The sequence below is a fragment of the Photobacterium salinisoli genome, assembly GCF_003614885.1.
Taxonomy (GTDB): domain Bacteria; phylum Pseudomonadota; class Gammaproteobacteria; order Enterobacterales; family Vibrionaceae; genus Photobacterium; species Photobacterium salinisoli.
On sequence record NZ_QZMS01000011.1, the window covers coordinates 407,550 to 426,305 of the forward strand.

Annotated in this window: 16 protein-coding genes; 6 read left to right on the forward strand and 10 right to left on the reverse strand. The window is 52.3% G+C overall.

The genetic code is table 11. The features are described from left to right. Positions 1-303: 303 nt before the first annotated feature. From D6M16_RS13275 to D6M16_RS13295, 5 genes are all read right to left on the reverse strand, one after another. The gene (locus tag D6M16_RS13275) at positions 304-1,182 is read right to left on the reverse strand and encodes a 6-carboxytetrahydropterin synthase (protein ID WP_120512353.1); all 879 of its coding nucleotides are present in this window, start codon (positions 1,180-1,182) and stop codon (positions 304-306) included. Between the two features lie 123 nt (positions 1,183-1,305). Next, complete coding sequence (locus D6M16_RS13280; RefSeq protein WP_120512354.1) at positions 1,306-2,019, reverse strand: outer membrane beta-barrel protein; 714 nt, start codon at positions 2,017-2,019, stop codon at positions 1,306-1,308. A gap of 132 nt (positions 2,020-2,151) precedes the next feature. Then, positions 2,152-2,532, reverse strand: coding sequence for a SpoIIAA family protein (locus D6M16_RS13285; RefSeq protein ID WP_120512355.1), 381 nt, complete (start codon positions 2,530-2,532; stop codon positions 2,152-2,154). A gap of 147 nt (positions 2,533-2,679) precedes the next feature. Next, a complete protein-coding gene (locus D6M16_RS13290; RefSeq protein ID WP_120512356.1) occupies positions 2,680-4,233 on the reverse strand; it encodes a long-chain-fatty-acid--CoA ligase in 1,554 nt (517 codons plus the stop codon). A gap of 154 nt (positions 4,234-4,387) precedes the next feature. Next, the gene (locus tag D6M16_RS13295) at positions 4,388-6,400 is read right to left on the reverse strand and encodes an alkaline phosphatase D family protein (RefSeq protein WP_240435618.1); all 2,013 of its coding nucleotides are present in this window, start codon (positions 6,398-6,400) and stop codon (positions 4,388-4,390) included. 286 nt (positions 6,401-6,686) lie between these two features. Between D6M16_RS13295 and D6M16_RS13300 the strand changes: the two genes are divergently transcribed. Beyond that, a complete protein-coding gene (locus tag D6M16_RS13300; protein WP_120512357.1) occupies positions 6,687-7,604 on the forward strand; it encodes an AraC family transcriptional regulator in 918 nt (305 codons plus the stop codon). A gap of 116 nt (positions 7,605-7,720) precedes the next feature. Further along, positions 7,721-9,844 (forward strand): TonB-dependent siderophore receptor, encoded by a 2,124-nt coding sequence (locus D6M16_RS13305; RefSeq protein ID WP_120512358.1) that lies wholly within the window; start codon positions 7,721-7,723, stop codon positions 9,842-9,844. A 119-nt stretch (positions 9,845-9,963) separates the two neighbouring features. On the opposite strand, the gene D6M16_RS13310 is transcribed toward D6M16_RS13305, so the two are convergent. The 3 genes from D6M16_RS13310 to D6M16_RS13320 form a co-directional block, all read right to left on the reverse strand. Beyond that, positions 9,964-11,493, reverse strand: coding sequence for a tripartite tricarboxylate transporter permease (locus D6M16_RS13310; protein ID WP_120512359.1), 1,530 nt, complete (start codon positions 11,491-11,493; stop codon positions 9,964-9,966). 2 nt (positions 11,494-11,495) lie between these two features. Beyond that, positions 11,496-11,969, reverse strand: a complete 474-nt coding sequence (locus D6M16_RS13315; RefSeq protein WP_120512360.1) for a tripartite tricarboxylate transporter TctB family protein — start codon at positions 11,967-11,969, stop codon at positions 11,496-11,498. A 105-nt stretch (positions 11,970-12,074) separates the two neighbouring features. Beyond that, positions 12,075-13,055: a tripartite tricarboxylate transporter substrate binding protein gene (locus tag D6M16_RS13320; protein WP_120512361.1), complete on the reverse strand. Its 981-nt coding sequence runs from the start codon at positions 13,053-13,055 to the stop codon at positions 12,075-12,077. 268 nt (positions 13,056-13,323) lie between these two features. On the opposite strand from D6M16_RS13320, the gene D6M16_RS13325 reads away from it, so the two are divergent. Beyond that, on the forward strand, positions 13,324-14,985 hold the full coding sequence (locus D6M16_RS13325; RefSeq protein WP_120512362.1) for an ATP-binding protein: 1,662 nt from the start codon (positions 13,324-13,326) through the stop codon (positions 14,983-14,985). Beyond that, positions 14,982-15,689 (forward strand): response regulator, encoded by a 708-nt coding sequence (locus D6M16_RS13330; RefSeq protein WP_120512363.1) that lies wholly within the window; start codon positions 14,982-14,984, stop codon positions 15,687-15,689. Before D6M16_RS13325 ends, D6M16_RS13330 begins: the two co-directional genes overlap by 4 nt. Before the next feature lie 53 nt (positions 15,690-15,742). Here D6M16_RS13330 and D6M16_RS13335 read toward each other — a convergent pair whose 3' ends face one another. Beyond that, positions 15,743-16,495 carry an SDR family oxidoreductase gene (locus tag D6M16_RS13335; RefSeq protein ID WP_120512364.1) on the reverse strand — a complete coding sequence of 251 codons (753 nt, stop codon included), beginning with the start codon at positions 16,493-16,495 and terminating at the stop codon, positions 15,743-15,745. 24 nt (positions 16,496-16,519) lie between these two features. Next, positions 16,520-17,512, reverse strand: a complete 993-nt coding sequence (locus D6M16_RS13340) for a D-2-hydroxyacid dehydrogenase family protein (protein ID WP_120512365.1) — start codon at positions 17,510-17,512, stop codon at positions 16,520-16,522. 243 nt (positions 17,513-17,755) lie between these two features. Between D6M16_RS13340 and D6M16_RS13345 the strand changes: the two genes are divergently transcribed. Then, the gene (locus D6M16_RS13345) at positions 17,756-18,154 is read left to right on the forward strand and encodes a hypothetical protein (protein ID WP_162941034.1); all 399 of its coding nucleotides are present in this window, start codon (positions 17,756-17,758) and stop codon (positions 18,152-18,154) included. Positions 18,155-18,188: 34 nt separating this feature from the next. Then, a complete protein-coding gene (locus D6M16_RS13350; RefSeq protein ID WP_120512367.1) occupies positions 18,189-18,752 on the forward strand; it encodes a copper chaperone PCu(A)C in 564 nt (187 codons plus the stop codon). Positions 18,753-18,756 lie beyond the last annotated feature (4 nt).

Sequence of the window (18,756 nt, forward strand, 5' to 3'; positions counted from 1 at the left end):
GCACTCTTTGGGCCAGCAAAGAGTGTCTGGCGCGCATCAGACGATGGCGAGAGAAGCACAGCACTCAAGCGCGACATACCATCACGACCGTTTACCCAACACCAAAGAACAAAAAGGGGCTTTCTGGGTACTCTTTGCACCAACAAAGAGTACCTGGCGCGCTACAAAGATGCTGAAATTGGCACGGAAAGTAAGCGCGACATACAAGCTAAATTTCAGAAATTGCGCTCGCTGTAGGGGTTCCCGCGAGCGCACTCCTGTTTAAGGCATGCTTTGAGAGAAATAACCGGTTTTTCGGTACGATTACAAGCTCGCCATTGCACCTTTGCCAACCCCTTCATAGGCGACAACATCCAGCGTCCGATGCTCACCAATGGCAGGTTTCACGGCGGCGGCAATATAATGCGCCAGCAGCTCAATGGTGGTATCTGTACCTATCATTTCCGTCTCGCTTTTGGCGATAGCAAGCTCAAACAGCCCCTGCGGTGCGGTATAGCGAAAACCGTAGTGGGTGGTATCAGACGCACTTGCCGCGTGCTCACTCAGGTTCAGTTCACTGACACTCACCTGATCTTCTGCTGTACCCAGATAAATATCTGTCCAGCGCTCTGCCCAGTCAGCTTCCAGCTTGCTGTCACGCTGGCCATCCACATACAGTTCAACCGGTGAACGGTGGCCGTGTGCAATACGCTGACAGTTGCCGTCGTGCTTTTTCAGACCGTGGCTGTAGTGGTAAAACGCGCCATCAATTTTTTCATGGCGTAATACCAGTTCAAGGCCCTGAACATTGTCCGGCAGCTTTCCTGACAGTACTTGATGCAAATGCTGAGTGACAGTCTCTACAGTGATGGCATCAGCGTCCACCAGACAATAAGCTTCATCCGGGCAATGCAGATGGATACTTTTATCACCACGAAGCAAGTCTACAGTCGCATAGCCCGGTTGAGTCGCGGCCATTTTGATCGATGCATTGGCTACCGGCACCAGTAAACGGTGGTCAACATACTGATCAACCAATTGTTTAATCTGCTTTTTGACCCGGCTGAAATCCAGCACCATGCTCATTTCATTCAGCTCGCCAGACATCACCACGTCCAGAATCCAGCTTTCTCCCACCATACCTCGGATCGGGCACAGATAGGAGGCATCAATAACGGTGAGATCTCTGACAAATAGCTTCACGCTGACGTCCTTACAGAAATGATTGTCGTTTTCGGAGCTGGGCATTATACGCGCACAGCCCAAGGTGTAAACCCAAAGCCGCAGGCTTCATCATACACACTGCCAGCTGTGGACAAACAACACTCAGTAACGGTAGTTGGCCGCCAGAAACAACGAGCTGACACCGCGCTGCTGCGATTCAAAGTTCACCGTATTGCCTGAGTCGTCCTGCCCTTGCCAGTTTTTCAGCTTGCTTGGCAGCACAGTGTGTCTGAAACCAGCCTCGACTGTCATGTCCGTAGAGACGCGCCACGCCAGGCCGGTTTGCATGCCAATGACAAAGCCACTGGTTTTGTAATCACCCTGATAGCTGGAATCGGAACTGACGCTGGCGTAACCGAAATGCAGGCCGACATATGGCGAAAAGTCTTTGTTATATAAGAAGAAATAATCTGTGCCAAGCAAGTTCAGATTGGCGATATTGTCAAATTTCAGCCCCGTTGACGGAAACCGGCTTTCTTCCACATGCCTTTCAAAGCTGTAGTAAATCCGACTGCGCCCTTCGGGTGTGTAATAACCAAAATCCACGCCCCAGAAGCCAGTGGCACCGGCGTCATCAGACGATTCAGATACACCGGCAATCGTTGCTGTGTCCGTTAAGCCCATCAGGCTGACGCCGCCCCTTAAACCAAAGAAATAACGGCTGTCTTCTTTATCGGCCTCTTCGCCCGATGGCAGAACACTTTCGGCCTTAGCAGCAGTCGGTTGCGGAGTTGCCGCTATGGAACCGGCACTGGCAAGACACCCAAATAACAACACAGAAGAAAAAGGTAAAAAAGAAAAGGTTCGAAACTGCAAAGCTGCCTCCCTGTTTAAACAGCCTAGTGGGGATTTCCCCTGAGCATGAATACTGCAGCATCATAGCAACTCCCTGCTTTACAGACGAGCGAAATCCCTGCAAAAACAGCAACAAACACTAAGCTGTGCGTTTCACTCTTCCCGTAACCAGGCTAAGGCGTCAAACGGGGTATCGAAACATTTCACTTCACCAGAGATAAACCAGCTGCCAATCTTCGCCACGATATCCATCCATCGCTGATTGCCATAAATGGCAATCCGGTGAAATTTTTTACCGTGTTTCAGGCCAAGTTTGAGGTCATCCCACGCCGCCTGCATTTCCCAGCCTTCAAACTCTGAACCATCGAAATAAACATTGACCTTTGGATTTGCAACGCCTTCAAGGGCATCGTCAATCAAAGGGGTGATCTGTTCATAATCTTCGTGAGTCAGCTTACCGATAGCCTTCAGTTCCATAAAAAAGTTATCGCCATCCCTGTCCACTTCAAACAATAATCCATGAGTAGTATGCATAAAGCCTCCGTTTGTCGTTAATGAATGAACAACTGGCTTAAGGATATTCTGGATAAGTGTAGCTGTAACAAGGGAAAACAGGAGATTATGACTAACAAGGAAATGCACACACCGGGCAGCTGGCCCGGTGTGTAATGTCGATAGGGATTAAGCGGTTTCTGCGGCCTGCTGCACTTCGGCCCTCAGATCTTTCTTGAGGATTTTCCCGGTCGCATTCATCGGCAGTGCCTGACGAATTTCGACCATGCGCGGGTATTTATAAGCAGCAAGCTGTTCTTTACCCCAGGTTTTCAGCTCCTCTTCGCTGACCAGTGCGCCCTCTTTCAGTACCACAAAGGCTTTCACTTCTTCGCCATACTGATCACAGGGCACACCGACAACGGCAACCATGGCCACGTCAGAGTGTGTCATGAAGACTTCTTCAATTTCACGCGGATAGACGTTAAAGCCACCCCGGATGATCAGATCTTTGACCCGATCGACAATGAACAGATTACCTTTTTCATCAAACCGCCCGACATCGCCGGTGTAGAACCAGCCATCGCGCAGGGCTTTTTCATTTTCTTCCGGCCGGTTCAGGTAGCCTTTCATGATGTTATGGCCGCGAACAATGATTTCACCCGACTCACCCTGAGGCTGTTGCTGGCCTTTGTCATCCACCACACGCACCTCCACGCCCTGAATCGGCTGGCCGACTGAACCCGGGATCCGGGGCATGTCCAGATGGTTGAAACTGGCAATAGGGCTGGTTTCCGATAAGCCGTAACCTTCCAGAATCGGTACGTTAAATTTCTCTTCGAAAGTGCGCAGCACTTCTACAGGCAATGACGCGCCGCCGCTGACACCGATACGCAGCGAAGACACATCGTTGTCGGCTTTGCACAGATTCATACCGATATACATAGTGGGTACACCGGCAAATAGGGTGACTTTGTGTTTTTCAATCAACCCTTTCACCAGTGCCGGATCAAAACGGGGCACCATCACCATGGTACACCCCAGACTGACGGGCGCATTCATATTGACTGTCTGGCCGAAGGTATGGAACAGCGGCAAGGTGAGTAAGTGGACGTCGTCGCCACGCATTTCCATCAGATTCTGCGCCACCAGCGCATTGGTGTACTGATTGCTGTGCGTCAGCTCCGCCCCTTTCGGCTGGCCCGTCGTGCCAGAGGTATACAGGACAACCGCCGTATCATCCGATTCACGGGGTGTGTAATCGCAAACAGGTGATTGATCTTTCATGAAAGATGTCAGGGTCGGTAATCCCTGATAGTCCGTCAGCGACTGATCGGCTGTCATCACTACCATGTGCTCGCAGCTATCGACCTGATTAAACGCGGCTACACCGGCCTGCGCCATGGGCAATCCTTCCACACCCTCAAAGCAGAAATAGAACTTCGCCGCTGAATCTTCCAGATGGAATTTAATTTCGCGTTCACGCAAGAGCACGTTGAGCGGCACAGTGACGGCACCGGCTTTTTGAATGCCGTAATAAACCAACGGGAAGAATGGCAGATTGGGGCAACTCAGTGCCACCCGATCACCCGGCTGTATGCCTTTGGCCTTCAGGCCATTGGCGATCTGGCTGGCAATGGCATTGAACTGAGCATAAGTGATCTGAGTGTCACCGAAAATAATCGCGACTTTGTCAGGCTTGGACACAGCATTACGCTGTAAGGCAGCGGCAAGGTTCAACATGGTGTTATCCTTGTGTTGAGTTCTACACAACGTTTTATAAAGACAAGCTCTCCCGCCTGCCTTTTCATTTGAACCATAGAATTAAACGGACGTTTGACCTATGTCAACAACGCCGCACCTCTGTGTTAAAAAATTGTGAAGCACCCGACTATGGCTAATTATTGTCAGGCCTTGCTGTTGCTTTTTCACCCGCTTCTGAATGGCGTTTCTGTTCTTGCCGGGTGGGAGGAAACCCGATGGACTGCCCCTCTGCTGTCAGAATCGCAATGCGTTCAGGCTGGCCGTCATCTTTCAGCCACAGCTCACCGATACAGCTGCTGTTGACTAAACGGCCGTGTCCCGGCGTGTCCGGATCCCGCTTGTAGATCTTCATGCGTTTACGTTTGGTAAACCAGTTGAGAGGAGAATGCGGACTGTACAATACCCTGTCCATTCGTTCACAAACCCGTAACAGTTTCTCCGGGAACGTATTTTTAATCCCGCTGGCGGTGATCTGGTAAATATTCGGACTGTTACGGCGAAAACGCAGCTGAATATCATAGGCAAACGAGTAATGCACATCGCCGGAAATGATCACAAAATGGGTCGGGGTTTTGGTATGGGTGAAGATGCTCAGCAAGGTATTGGCGGCCCCAGGGTGGGCCATCCAGTTTTCTGCATCCACCACCAGAGGCTTACCGAGTAATGTCATGATGCGCTGCAGAGTTTCGATGAACTTCACGCCGAAGATAGGCGCGGGCGATACTATGATCACTGCCGGTTCGTGAATCAGGGCCTGCTGCATTTCTGTGAGTGCTTCCCAGTCCATCAGACCGGAGGGCTTGTTCATTTTCGATTCTGAATGCCAGCGACGGGTTCGGGTATCCAACACCAGCATCTTAGGTTGCGTGTCCACCTGATAGTGCCAGTGCTCAAACGCATACAGGTGATCGATCATGGCATCGTGAGAAGCGTTGTCCGGCGCCGAAAAATAGCTACGGGCCTTGGTCATAAAAGTCTCGTCAAACTGTTCCGGGTCATTGCCCCAGCCCTGACAGAGCCAGTATCCGAACAAACTGTTGCCGATAATGCGCTTTGAAAAAGCATGCTGATAGGCTGCCTGTTCCCAGCCGACAGTCAGGTTCCAGTCGTCGGTGACATCGTGATCGTCAAAAATCATATAAGTGGGAATATGCGCGACCAGACGCTGGACGTTAACCAACCCGCTGATGAATCCCTGAATTTCCGTTTTTTCCTGTTGCCACAATTGCTGCCACTTGTCCGCCAGCACCTGTCCGCCGCACTGAAAACCCTGTTTTTCCAGACGATCAATATCTACCAGCTGCCAGACAGTCGGTGACCAGACCAGCAGATACATTGCCAGAAACTCGCTCAGACCAATCAGGTGGTTTTCACATTCATTGGCGGTGAAAACCGGCCGTTGTCTGGCTGGCAGCCAACGCAGCATACGAGTATCTGACAGCCAGTTACCGGTCGGTTCGTACACTGGCAGAACCTGATCCCGGCCATACAGCTGGTGATGACTGGCGCGTAACGACGATAACGACGCGTAGGAGGCATCGCTGAAGGTTTCGTCGGGTAATCCGAGCAAGTCGATGACCTGACTGATGGCGTCTAAGGTCGGTCCGGCCACATGATCGGCATAGATCTGATCGCCACTCATCATCAGTAAGGCCGGACGTTCACCCAGCGGCAGTGACGCCACCTTTTCATCAGCCGCCGCCAGACTGTCTTTGCCGGGAAAATGCGGATTGCGGCAGGAGCCATGCTGAATGTAGTCGGCACGGGATTTGATAGTCAGCGTCAGCCGCTCCTCACCGGGATAGAGCAGCTCAGGCAGCAGTGCAGTCAGTGCCCCCTGCTGGGTTTCAATCTCGTAAGCCAGCTCAGTATCCAGCGGAAAATCGCCGGAAAACTGTGCCATCACTACCCAGGCTGACTGCCCAATCTGAATTTGCTGTTCGCCGGTGAAATCAGCCTCAAAAAAAGGGGATGCCTCTTTGCCCTGAAAAAGCTGAAACCGGCCTTCAAGCGGTGCGGATGTCACCATCCACAGCGTTATCACCCTGGCATTACAGCGGCGCAATACCGGCCCTGTCAGCAATAAAGGCAGCTCACGCGATTGTTCAGCATTGTGCATATTCTTTTCGGGGTTGTTGACTGTCATTTATCCGTGTCACCTGTTACCTGCAATGTCACCCTGTCTATCCGTCTGCCTGATGCTGCATCAGGCAGACGGATATATTGATGAATTCATTCTACTTCGTACACCTTCGGCTCTTGCCAATAGAATGTCAAAGGTCAATTCACAGCCCGGATATGCAAGCTGTTGCGTCTGTGACGCTGCGCCATCTCCAGGTGACAAAGTGATAACCTGCTCAGCTACCGGGGACAAGGCTTCAGTGGTACTATCTACAGCCATTATGGAATCTCAAAGACACTGAACCGTCGTCATGAAAACACCAGCGCGCCCAGATCAGACACCCAAGCCGCATCATTTTACGCGTATTCAGCGGGTACTGGATTACATCCACACCCATCTGGATCAGCCGTTGAGTGTGGTGGAACTGGCGGAGCAAAGCTGCTGGTCACGCTGGCAGCTTCAACGGGTCTTTAACAGTGAAACCGGGCTGACACTGGCGCAGTATGTGCGTGAGCTGAAACTCAGCCGTGCCGCTGAACAGCTGTTATCGAGTAATGAGCGGATTCTCGACATCGCACTTGCCTGTGGTTTTAACTCCGAAATCAGTTTTATCCGCGCTTTCCGGCAGATGTTCGGCTGCTCTCCCGGCAGTTATAAAAAACGCGGCCTGCTGACAGGCCTCAGAACCCCTTTGCAATCGACCAGACCGGTAACGTTAGCGCCTGAGATCTCACAGCGTCTGTTACAAATTCGTCTTGAGCGCCGCCCTGCCTTTCAGCTATCCGGCGTGAGTGGCCCAATTCGTGGCCTGTTTGCCGATGATCCCGATTACCCGGAGACAGTACCCGCCATCTGGCACCAGTTTCATCAGCAGTTTACCGGGACAGACACATTAAGCCAGATAGGTGTGATTGATACGCAAAACCAGCCGGGTGACGCATTGATCTACTGGGCCGGCATACCGGTTGAACAAACGGTTGATGCAGATCCGCTTATCACAGCGCAGGCTCAGCGCCTGAGTGTTCCCGAACAGCTTTACGCCGTTATCCCCTATTCCGGGCCTATCCACCAGCTCGACAAGGTCCTCCACTGGTTCATTGCCGCCTGGCTGCCTGAGTCCGGTTATAAAGGCATTGATGGCTATGAGCTTGAGATTTACCCGCCACAGTTTGATGTGACCAATCCTGCTCAGCGGATGGAATACTGGCTGCCGGTGGAGCCTGCCTGAAATATCACGCCGCCAGATTTCAAGATGCACCAAATTGTTAATTTTCCCGCCGCAAAATCCTTAGAATGCAATTGATAACAATTAGCATTCACATATTGCAGCAGAGGTTTCTTTTGATGTATCGCACTTTCGCGCCTTCATGGCTGGCTATCTCCATAGCCTCAACGTTCAGCGTATCGGCTATCGCCCAGACAGACACTCAGACACCCAGTGCAGATGACACCATCATTGTGTTAGGGGAAACCTACCGCAACACAGCAACCAAAACCGCACTGACACCCGAAGAAACCCCGCAGGCTATCTCGGTTATCGACCGTGAAACGTTGGATCTGCGCGGGGCCAGCTCAGTCAGCGAAGCATTACGTTATGCGTCTGGGGTCAATACCGAGCTGCGCGGCGGGGCGGTCACCCGGCTGGACCTGTTCAATATCCGGGGGTTCATCAACTATCAGAATTTCTATGACGGTCTGCAACTGCCCTACCTCAGTGGCTGGAACCTGCAAGGTCAGGTGGATGCCTTTGCCGTCGAGCAGGTTGAAGTGTTTAAAGGCCCGACCTCTGTACTGTACGGCAATATACCGCCGGGCGGTATGGTGAACCTGATTGCGAAAACGCCGCAAAAACACCAGCAAACAGATATCGAAATCAGCACAGGTACCAACAACCTGATGCAAGCCAATATGGATACCACGGGCCAGCTGGGGAACAGCGATGTCAGCTATCGCCTTATTGCTCTGGCACGGAAAAGGGACAGTCAGGCCGATACGGCAGAAGATGAGCGTTATATGATTGCCCCTTCCATTGACTGGCAGGCCTCTGATGACACCCTGATCAACGTTAACCTGTATTACCAGAACGACCCGAGCGCCGGCATCTATACCACAGTACCGGCAAAGGGTTCTGTGTTGCCTAACCCGGAAGGCCAGCTGTCGCCTGACACTTTCACGGGCGATAAAAACTGGAATGATTTCGAACGTGAAGTACTGATGCTCGGCTACAAAGTGCTGCATGATTTTAATGACGACTGGACGTTACTGCATAACCTGAGATACAGCGACGCCAGCCTGCATCAGACCAACACCTACAATGGTGCGCTCGCCGCAGATAACCGGACACTCAGCCGTAACGCCTATCAGACCGATGAAGAGTTAGGTTTCCTGGCCATGGACAACCAGCTTACAGGCAAACTCCATTGGGGCGCTGCCGAGCACAATGTGCTGATAGGCCTGGACTACCAGAATATGGACGCTTCTGTGGTGTATCAGGACACACTGGACTACAGTGCGCCGAGCATTGATATGTTCAATCCGGACAATGATCAGATTGACCCGAGCAACCCTGGCTTTAACTACAGAGCCAAGCACAACATCAATACCTCTCAGCTGGGTGTGTATCTGCAGGATCAAATCCGCTGGAACAAGCTTATTGTGCTGGCCGGGGGACGGTTTGATCATTACGAACTTGATCAGAAGACCGACGGAGTAACATCCGGCGATATTGAGCAAGACAGCTTCTCCGGCCGAATCGGCGCGCTCTACAATCTGGCCTACGGGTTTGCACCCTATATCAGCTATTCGGAAAGCTTTGAGCCGGTAGCCGGGCAGGACAGATTCGGTAAAGTGTTCGACCCTTCCGAAGGCCAGCAATGGGAAGCCGGGGTAAAATACCAGTCTGCCGATCAAACCCGGTCCGCCAGCCTGGCAGCTTACCAGCTGACCAAGCAGAATGTGGTAACCCGAGACCCGAATGGCAGCGCCTATAACAAGATCCAAACGGGCGAAGTCCGTACCCGTGGACTGGAGTTCGAAAGCTTCTGGCTGCTGACTGACAATCTGGATATTGCGCTGAACTACACCTATACCGATGCAGAAGTAACGCAGGACAATACCGGCATCGAAGGCAAAACCCCGGTATGGGTACCCGAGCAGATGGCATCGCTGTGGACTAACTACTACATCTACAACGGCCTGTTGAGCGGTACTGTTTTAGGCGCGGGTGTGCGTTATGTCGGCGAGTCTGAACTGGATGCACAGAATACCGCCAAAGTCCCTGACTACACCTTGGTTGATCTGTCTGCCCGCTATGATTTAGGCGAACTGAGCGCCAGCCTGAACAATGTGAGCGCCACCGTCAGTGCCTCAAACCTGTTCGACAAGCAGTACTACACCTGTTTCGATCAAAGCAACTGCTGGTTGGGCACCGAGCGCTCGGTTGAAGCCAAGGTCGCATTCAGTTTCTGATCGTTAACCTGTGGGTCCGGCCTGAAACCGGCAATCAGTCGTCGGATGTCAGAAAAACAAAGCCGCACGGTCAGCTGACCGCGCGGCTTTTTCTTTGCTCTTATTTATCCGGCTTCAACTCACGCCTGTTGTGCCTGCGCTTTGGCAGCAGCCTTGCGCTTATCACGCCAGGTACTGAACAGTGGCATCAACAACGCCAGTACTGCCAGCACCATGATGGTTAATGTCAGTGGGCGTTCCACCAGGAAAGCGAATGAACCGTCAGACAGCGTCAGCGAGCGGCTGAGGTTTTTCTCCAGAATGTCGCCCAGTATGAATCCCAGCAGCATAGGCGCCATTGGGAAATTGAGCAATTTCAGGAAAGTCGCAATCACTGTGATCAACACCATCATCTGAATATCAAAGGCATTGAAACTCACCAGGTACACACCTGTGATGGAGAAGAACAGAATCAACGGGATCAGGATCGGACGCGGAATCACCAGCAGCCGGGAAATATACGGGATCAGCGGCAGGTTCAGAATCAGCAGTACCAGATTACCGAAGTACATTGAGATGATCACCGACCAGAAAACATCCGGATTATCCAGGAACAGGCGCGGACCCGGCTGAATACCGTATGCAATCAAGGCACCCAGCATAATAGCGGTGGTGCCTGAGCCGGGAATACCCAGTGTCAGCAAAGGGACGAAAGATCCGGTAGAGGCTGCGTTATTTGCTGACTCAGGCGCAGCCAGGCCCCGTAACGCACCTTTGCCGAATTTTTCTTTCTCTTCTTTCGGCGCCAGATTCCGCTCCATGCCGTAACTCAGGAAAGACGCAATGGTCGCCCCTGCGCCCGGCAATACGCCGACCAGGAAACCAAAGACAGAAGAACGCGCGACCGTAGGTGCCACATGCTTCACTTCTTCTTTGCTGAGTTTCATGCTGCCCAGATTATTCATGTCCATCTGCGCATCTTCATGCCTGTGCTCACCCCGCAGAACCGTCATCACCACTTCAGTCAGCGCGAACGTGGCCATGGCCAGCAGCAGGAAGCTGATACCGTCAATCAAATCCACATTATCGAAGGTAAAGCGCGGTACGCCCGTCATGACGTCGTTACCAACGGTCGAAATCATCAGGCCGAAGACTGTCATCATCAGGGCTTTGAGTACCTGGCCTTTGCCGGAAAAAGCAGCCACCGCGGTCAGGCCCAGAATCATCAACGCAAAATAGTCGCTGGACTGGAAACTCAGTGAGACTTTCGCCAGAGCAGGTGCTGCAAAGAGCAAAATGATGGCACCGACGGTTCCGCCAGTGAAAGAGGAATACGCAGCCAGTGCCAGCGCTTTACCCGCCTGATTTTTCTGTGCCAGCGGGAAACCGTCAAAGGCAGTAACCACTGTGCTTGAACAACCCGGCGCATTGATCAGTATTGATGAGGTTGACCCACCAAAAACAGCACCGTAGTACACTCCAGCCATCAGGATAATGCCTGAGGAAGGATCAAGACCATAAGTAATAGGGATCATCAGTGCAATGGCAGAAATCGGGCCCAGACCCGGTAACATACCAATGAATGTCCCGGCAAAGCAGCCAACCACTACCATCATCAGATTGAACGGCATAACTGCCGTTGACAATCCGGTCATCATTCCATCGAACATAGTTAACCCCCGAAAATACTCGTTATCAGTCGGCCAGGGGCCAGGTAGATGTCAAGTAACTGCGTCAGCAAGAACCAGAAACACACCGCAAATGGCACAGATGCCACCAGCAGAACCTTAGGACGGCGTTCACCCAGCAACCAGTACCCTCCCATCAGAAAGATCACTGTCGACAACATAAAGCCAATCCATTCGAGGGAAGCGGCAAAAATCAGCATCAGCAGCAGCAGTTTGGTGATCAGAACAAAATCCAATCCCCGTAAATCCAGCTTGTCATCCTGACTGCGGCTCGCTGTCACCAGCTGGCATAACGCCAGCACAATGCCCAGCCCGGCCAGTGTCAGCGGCAAAGATTTCGCATTGAAGGGCTGATATTCATCGCCGGGGAACATCTCAATGCCGCTACCGTAGTAACCGTAAACGATGGAAAAGCACAGAAATACCAGTCCACCGATATGATCTTTCGTTATTGTCATGGTCATCCTCACCACTATCGGTTTGACCCGGCCCCAGTCTCAGGCCGGTTTGTTACAACGCGCACCACCCAGACAGGCGGTGCGCAACATGTCATGCAGACAGGATTACTTCAGGAAGCCCAGTTCACGCATCAGATCGCCGATTTCTTTTTCCTGCTGTGACAGGAAAGCAACGAACTCTTTGCGAGGCTTGTAGATTTCAGTCCAGCCGTAACGATCACGCACGGTTTTCCACTGATCTGTGTTGTACATTTCACCCAGCACCTCGGCAAACTCATCGGCTTTTGCATCGCTGACACCCGGTGCGGCAAAGAATCCACGCCAGTTGACGAAAGTTGCGTCATAGCCCAGTTCCTTCAGAGTCGGTACTTCCGGCGCTGAAGGAGAGCGCTGATCGCCCGTCATCGCCAGGATGCGGATTTCACCGGCGTCAGCCAGCGTCAGCGCTTCACTCAGGCCGGTCGACAGCAATGTGGTTTCACCAGACAGCAGACCCGCCATGGCTTTACCACCGGCATCATACGCCAGGTATTTCAGACGGCGCGGCTCGCCACCACCGGCTTTAAACGCCAAGGCGGCAACCAGGTGATCCATGCTGCCACGGGCAGATCCGCCCGCCACTGTGATACTGGTGGGATCTTTTTTGTAATCGTTCACGATGTCGGTGAAGCTGGTGTATTTGGAGTTAGCCGGCACCACAAAAGCGGCATAATCACCCACAGTGGCGGCTACCGGGGTCAGATCGCGGAATGACTGAGGGAACACTTTCGACAGAGAGCGAATCACAATAGGGGTAGAGTTAACCATCAGAGTGTCTGTGGATTGCTCGGCGGTTTTAATCAGGTACGCAATGGCTTTACCGCCGCCGCCACCTGACATGTTCTCGTAAGAAATGGTGTCAACCAGTTCAGACTTTTTCAACACTTCACCGGTACCGCGTGCGGTGCTGTCCCAACCGCCGCCAGCACCACCAGGTACCAGAAAGTGAATGGAGTCCACTTTTGCCTGAGCACTCATGCTCAGTGCAGAAGCCATTAATGCAGCAAGTACGGAGACACGTTTGCGGGTAATTAACTGAGTAAGCATACCTTTTCCTCGTTATTAGATTGGGGTCCATCGCCCGACCTGATTTACCGCTATGGCTGAAACATAATGTCTGCCTGCGGCCTCAGGTTCTGTTATTGCTTAACTACCGGATCAAGGTATGCCACGTTCAGAAACATGAAAAGATTGTAAAAATAATGTGAATATCGGGCGTTAAATGCATTAAGTTCATATTGTTCACAGCATTTCGATGCCACTGACGGTACACTGTTTCACAGATGTTACAAAGGTAGACGGAACACCTTCCCACATGACTAAGTTGTTGTCTTTGCGTCATTTTCGACTCAAAACCCGGATGGTTTTAATTCTGGGTTTTATCGCGATCCTGCAAGCAGGGGCGCTCGGCCACTTTACCATTCGCTATCTCGACAATGTGTTACATGAACAGATTGGCCAGCAGGCGATTCGGGTAGCGAAAACCATAGCAGCGTCACCCGATGTGATTCGCGCGGTATCAGACAGAAACACCGCCTTTTTGCAGCCACTCAGCCTGAAAATGGCACAGGCTGCCCAGGCAAGGTTTGTCGTTATTGGCGACAGCCAGGGCATTCGGCTCGCCCACCTCAACCCGCAACGTATTGGCAAATCGATGTCGGATGATGACAGCGACGATAACCGCCAGGCGCTGATTAACGGCAAAGCGTATGTCGCGTTGGATAAAGGCAGTATCGGTTGGTCGATGCGAGGCAAAGCCCCTATTTTCAGCAACGATGGTGCTCAGATCATCGGCATAGTGTCTGTCGGTTATTTGCTGACCGAAGTCGATGCCATTGTCAGCCGCCATCAGCTTTCCATGATTGTGGCCAGCACGCTGGCCTTTCTGTTCAGTGTGATCATGGCACTCTGGTTTGCCAATCATTTCCGCAAAGCCATTTTTGATTTGGAGCCTGAGCAGATTGGCCGGCTGTTTCATGAACGCAATGCCACGCTGGAAACCGTGCGTGAAGGCATAGTGGCCATTAATCAGCACGGTATTATCACCACGTTTAACCATGCCGCCATCAAAACGCTGCAGTTACCGGCTGACGAGAAATACATTGGCCGCCATATCCATGATGTCTTACCCGACAACGGGATGCTGGATGTACTGGAAAGTGGCGAGCACCATTTTGATCAGGAAATCTGGCTGCATGATCGCAACCTGATCGCCAACCGTTTTCCGATGGTGCAGGACGGAGTAGTCACAGGGGTGGTATCGAGTTTCCGGCTGAAAAATGAAGTCGATCTGGTTAGCCGTAAGCTGACCCGTATTCAGCAATATGCCGACAGTCTCCGCAGCCAGTCCCATGAATACAACAATAAGCTGCACACCATAGCCGGTCTGATTCAGATTGGTGCGGTTGAGCAGGCACTGAAAGTGATCGGGCAGGAAACATCCAGCCATCAGAGTTTTATTCAGACCATAATGAAAGCCACCTCCGACAGTATTCTGGCCGGTTGCCTGCTTGGTAAATACAACAGGGCCAGAGAGCTGAATCTGGAACTGGCCATTGACGACGACAGCCAGATGTCAGACATACCGGCTTCTCTGCCCCGCGAGCAATTAGTCAGCATACTGGGCAACCTGATAGACAATGCGCTGGAAGCCACACTCAGGCACCATGGCGCAGGCGGTATGGTGCTGCTCAGTATGAGCGATTTAGGCAAAGAGCTGATATTCGAGGTCAATGATCAGGGCCCTGGCATTGCCGAAGGGGAGCAAGATAAAATTTTTACTCGTGGTTACACCACCAAGGACACAGAAGGGCACGGCATCGGGCTGCATCTGGTGAAACAACTGACTGACCATCTCGGCGGCATCATTACTGTCGAACCCGCAGAACCCTCCGGCAGTCGCTTTACTGTATATATTCCCAAATCACTGCGTCGTTCAGACAATGCAACAAGACACGGACAAGAGGAACAACAATGACAGCACCCATTACTGTCGTTATTGCAGAAGATGATCCGCAAAATGCGGAAATACAGCGTCGCTTCGTCGAAAAAACACCTGGCTTTCAGGTTGTAGGCATAGCCCATGGCCTTGATGAAGCCAGAGATTTGATTGACGTGTTCCAGCCACAGTTACTGTTATTGGATAATCAGTTCCCAACCGGAACCGGACTGGAACTGCTCAGGGAGCTGCGGGCTGAAAGCTGCCATACCGACGTGATTCTGGTCACGGCGGCCACGGAAGTTGAGACCTTGCGCACCGCGATGCGCAGCGGGATATTTGATTACATCTTAAAACCCGTTGTGTTTGAAAGACTGCAATCGGCGTTATTCAATTTCAGTGCTCACCTGGACAAGTTGTCTGACATGCAGTCACTGGTGCAAAGTGATGTTGATGGCTTACTGCAGCCCGCCCCCGCCGATCAACCCGCACCGCAGGCGTCGGCTCCCGGCACATCACGATTGCCGAAAGGCATCGATGGCCTGACGCTGGATAAGATCCGCAGCGTATTCACCGATCCCAACATTAACCTCAACGCAGAACAGGTCGGTCAGGAAATTGGCGCCAGCCGGACAACCGCGCGCCGATATCTTGAATATCTGGTCAGTACCGATGAGCTGAGTGCTGAAGTCTCGTACGGCAGTGTCGGCCGGCCGGAGCGCAAGTACCGCAGTCAGCCATAGCTGCCGGCGGCCAGCCCGCACGAAGACGGGCATCGGCCGCACATGTCTGGGCCTTAACGGCCACCTGCCAGATCGATAAACGATCCGGTCGAATAAGACGCCTGCTCCGACAATAACCAGCAGATCGCTTCTGAGACTTCTTCGGCAGTGCCGCCGCGCTGCATTGGGATCGCTGATTTCAGCCGTTCAATCCGATTCGGCTCGCCACCCGATGCATGCATGTCGGTGTAAATAAAGCCGGGTCGAACGCCGTTCACACGAATGCCTTCACTGGCTACTTCCAGTGACAGGCCGCGTGTCAGAGTATCCATCGCCCCTTTCGAGGCCGCATAATCGACATATTCAAAAGGTGCGCCGGTGCGGGAAGCCGCAGAAGAGACATTGACAATCGAGCCGCCCTGGCCGCCTTGCGAATAGGCCATGCGCCGGATGGCTTCCCGGCAGCACAGAAAACAGCTGGTGACATTAGTCTGCATCACGGCATTGATTCGTTCTGCTGACATCTGTAACACCGGCATCTGCTGCATCAGAATACCGGCGTTATTCACCAGCCCGGTTATCGGCCCCAACTCATTGTCGAGCGTGGCAAACAGCCGCATCACATCCTGTTCCTGAGACACATCCGCTTGTACCGCAATGGCGTTAACGCCATATTGACGCGCCCGGTGCACAATCTGCTCTGCCGCTTCATGCTCAGAGCGATAATTCACGCAGATACTCACGCCCTGAGAGGCCAGTTGAATCGCTGTCGCCGCGCCAATTCCCCGGCTGGATCCGGTAATCATTACTACCTGCTCTTTAGGCATCTTCGATTCCTTTTCATTCCATTGTTATTGATGAGGTTCACTGTTTAATACCCCGGCATTGGCAAGACCGGATAGCTGGCCTTTGCCGTAACTCACCACATTGGCCAGAGCCGTTTCAAAATACAGTGTGTAACTGTCCTGCTCGACAAATCCCAGGTGCGGCGAACACAGCACATTCGGCATGGATAACAGTGGCTCATCAGCGGGTAAAGCAGGCTCTGTCTCGTAAACATCCACTGCCGCATAACCCGGCCTTCCCCGCTCCAGAGCAGCCACCAGCGCGCCGGGTGCTACCAGTTCAGCACGACTGATATTCACAAACAGTGCGTCGGCTTTCATCTGTGCCAAATCATCGGCCGTCACACAGCCTCGGGTGTGTGCATTTAGCCGTAAATGCAGTGATACGATGTCAGACTGAGTAAAAAACGCCGCTTTCGACGACGCTGCCTGATACCCTTGAGTGGCTGCCAGCGCGCGAGAATTTTCACTGCCCCAGACCAGCACCTTCATATCAAACACTTCTGCGATTCGGGCAATACGCTGGCCAATTTTACCGAATCCCCAGATCCCCAACGTTCTGCCTCTCAGGCTACGGCCCAATTGCGGTTGCCCGGACTGCTGCCACTGCCCCGCCTGCAGATGCTGGCAATAAGGCAGCAGTTGCCGGCTGGCCGCCATGATCAGCGCCCAGCATAACTCCGTGGGCGCGACAGGAGAGCCAACACCTTCTGCCACAGCTACCTGGTGGCGGGTACAGGCTTCAAGATCCAAATGATTGCTGATCTTGCCGGTCTGGCTGATCAGTTTAAGTCGGGGGAGATGGGCAAGTAAGGCGTCGTCAATGACGGTGCGTTCCCGGATTAACACCAGTACGTCTTTATCTTTCAGTCTGTCGACAAGCTGAGCCTGATCAGCCGGCGGTGATGTGTACACAGTCACATCGTAATCATTCAGAAGAGCGTAACAGGGCAAGGTACGGACAACATCCTGATAATCGTCCAGAATAGCAACCTTCATTCCTTTGCCTCCGGTGGATAGGAGTCGATATTCAAGCACTCTTCTCATGAAAAAACAACCTGATAGTCAAGACGCTGGCGGCCGGTTTAACCCACAAAAAGCCTGTGTTCAGTCTGATTTTTTCAAGCACTTACCGGTAATCTGTTACCGAATGTTATTCTCATCTGCTATGATTCCAGCTTCTCAGAAACAGACAAAAACACCATGACCGCGACTTTGACTTCAACCCGCAATCGCGCTGGAATGATAACTATCGTTCTGGCGTCATTGTTATGGCTGAATATGCTGTCGGCTGTCGTGGTGATCAACCCGGCTTTCCATCAGGGTTCGCCCAGCGGCTTGACCGGGGAAAAAATTCTGATCTGCACGGTACATGGCCTGCAATGGGTCTCGGTCGCCGATCTGGTTAATCAGCAAGACGGCTCGCCGCACGCGCAATGGCAAAATCACTGCCCGCTGCTCACGCCATTACAGCCCATCCATTACGACACAAGTCATATTGTGCCGATCACTCTGGCATCCGTTGCGGTATTTTCCGGCCTGCGCCGTATGTTCTGGCTCAGCGCTAACAACAAACTGTATGAGCTGTTTGGGCCAAAACACTCTCCTCCGTCGTTAAGCACATCATCACATTCCGTTTAAATTTTTGATTGCTTAAATCCCATTGGAGAACACAATGAAATCATTACACGCTTTACTGCTGGCCGCTTCCGTCTTCACCTCCGGCCTGGCAACAGCCCACGAATTTGAGTCTGGCGAGTTGCATATTGATCATCCCTGGTCCAAAGAAGTCCCGCCTATGTCATCGGTGGTGGCCGCGTTTTTCTCCGTTGATAACCACGGCGATAAGGCTGATGTCCTGCTGCGTGCGGAATCCCCTATTGCTGAGAAAGTTGAACTTCATGAACATGCACACGAAAACGGCATGATGAAAATGCGTAAAGTGGACAACATCCAGATTGCTGCCGGTGAAACACAAATGCTAAAACCCGGCGGTTACCACATCATGATGTTTAACCTGACCTCAGTGCCTAAGCTGGGTGACAGCTTCCCGCTGACGCTCTACTTTCAGCATGCCGGTAAAGTGGATGTGAAAGTGAAGGTTGAAAAAGCCGATTACATAATGCAATCCGGGCAAGATATGGACCACAGCCAAATGAACCATGAAGGTATGGATCATGACGCTATGGAGCACGACAATATGGATCACGATGGCATGAACCAAGACAGCATGCACTGATCTG

What these genes read in the sequence shown, in the direction of transcription:
- D6M16_RS13285 (WP_120512355.1), bottom strand. Translation starts at nt 2,532, where the DNA reads ATGCATACTACTCATGGATTATTGTTTGAAGTGGACAGGGATGGCGAT.
- D6M16_RS13290 (WP_120512356.1), bottom strand. Translation starts at nt 4,233, where the DNA reads ATGTTGAACCTTGCCGCTGCCTTACAGCGTAATGCTGTGTCCAAGCCT.
- D6M16_RS13295 (WP_240435618.1), bottom strand. Translation starts at nt 6,400, where the DNA reads ATGACAGTCAACAACCCCGAAAAGAATATGCACAATGCTGAACAATCG.
- D6M16_RS13300 (WP_120512357.1), top strand. Translation starts at nt 6,687, where the DNA reads ATGAAAACACCAGCGCGCCCAGATCAGACACCCAAGCCGCATCATTTT.
- D6M16_RS13305 (WP_120512358.1), top strand. Translation starts at nt 7,721, where the DNA reads ATGTATCGCACTTTCGCGCCTTCATGGCTGGCTATCTCCATAGCCTCA.
- D6M16_RS13310 (WP_120512359.1), bottom strand. Translation starts at nt 11,493, where the DNA reads ATGTTCGATGGAATGATGACCGGATTGTCAACGGCAGTTATGCCGTTC.
- D6M16_RS13315 (WP_120512360.1), bottom strand. Translation starts at nt 11,969, where the DNA reads ATGACAATAACGAAAGATCATATCGGTGGACTGGTATTTCTGTGCTTT.
- D6M16_RS13320 (WP_120512361.1), bottom strand. Translation starts at nt 13,055, where the DNA reads ATGCTTACTCAGTTAATTACCCGCAAACGTGTCTCCGTACTTGCTGCA.
- D6M16_RS13325 (WP_120512362.1), top strand. Translation starts at nt 13,324, where the DNA reads ATGACTAAGTTGTTGTCTTTGCGTCATTTTCGACTCAAAACCCGGATG.
- D6M16_RS13330 (WP_120512363.1), top strand. Translation starts at nt 14,982, where the DNA reads ATGACAGCACCCATTACTGTCGTTATTGCAGAAGATGATCCGCAAAAT.
- D6M16_RS13335 (WP_120512364.1), bottom strand. Translation starts at nt 16,495, where the DNA reads ATGCCTAAAGAGCAGGTAGTAATGATTACCGGATCCAGCCGGGGAATT.
- D6M16_RS13340 (WP_120512365.1), bottom strand. Translation starts at nt 17,512, where the DNA reads ATGAAGGTTGCTATTCTGGACGATTATCAGGATGTTGTCCGTACCTTG.
- D6M16_RS13345 (WP_162941034.1), top strand. Translation starts at nt 17,756, where the DNA reads ATGATAACTATCGTTCTGGCGTCATTGTTATGGCTGAATATGCTGTCG.
- D6M16_RS13350 (WP_120512367.1), top strand. Translation starts at nt 18,189, where the DNA reads ATGAAATCATTACACGCTTTACTGCTGGCCGCTTCCGTCTTCACCTCC.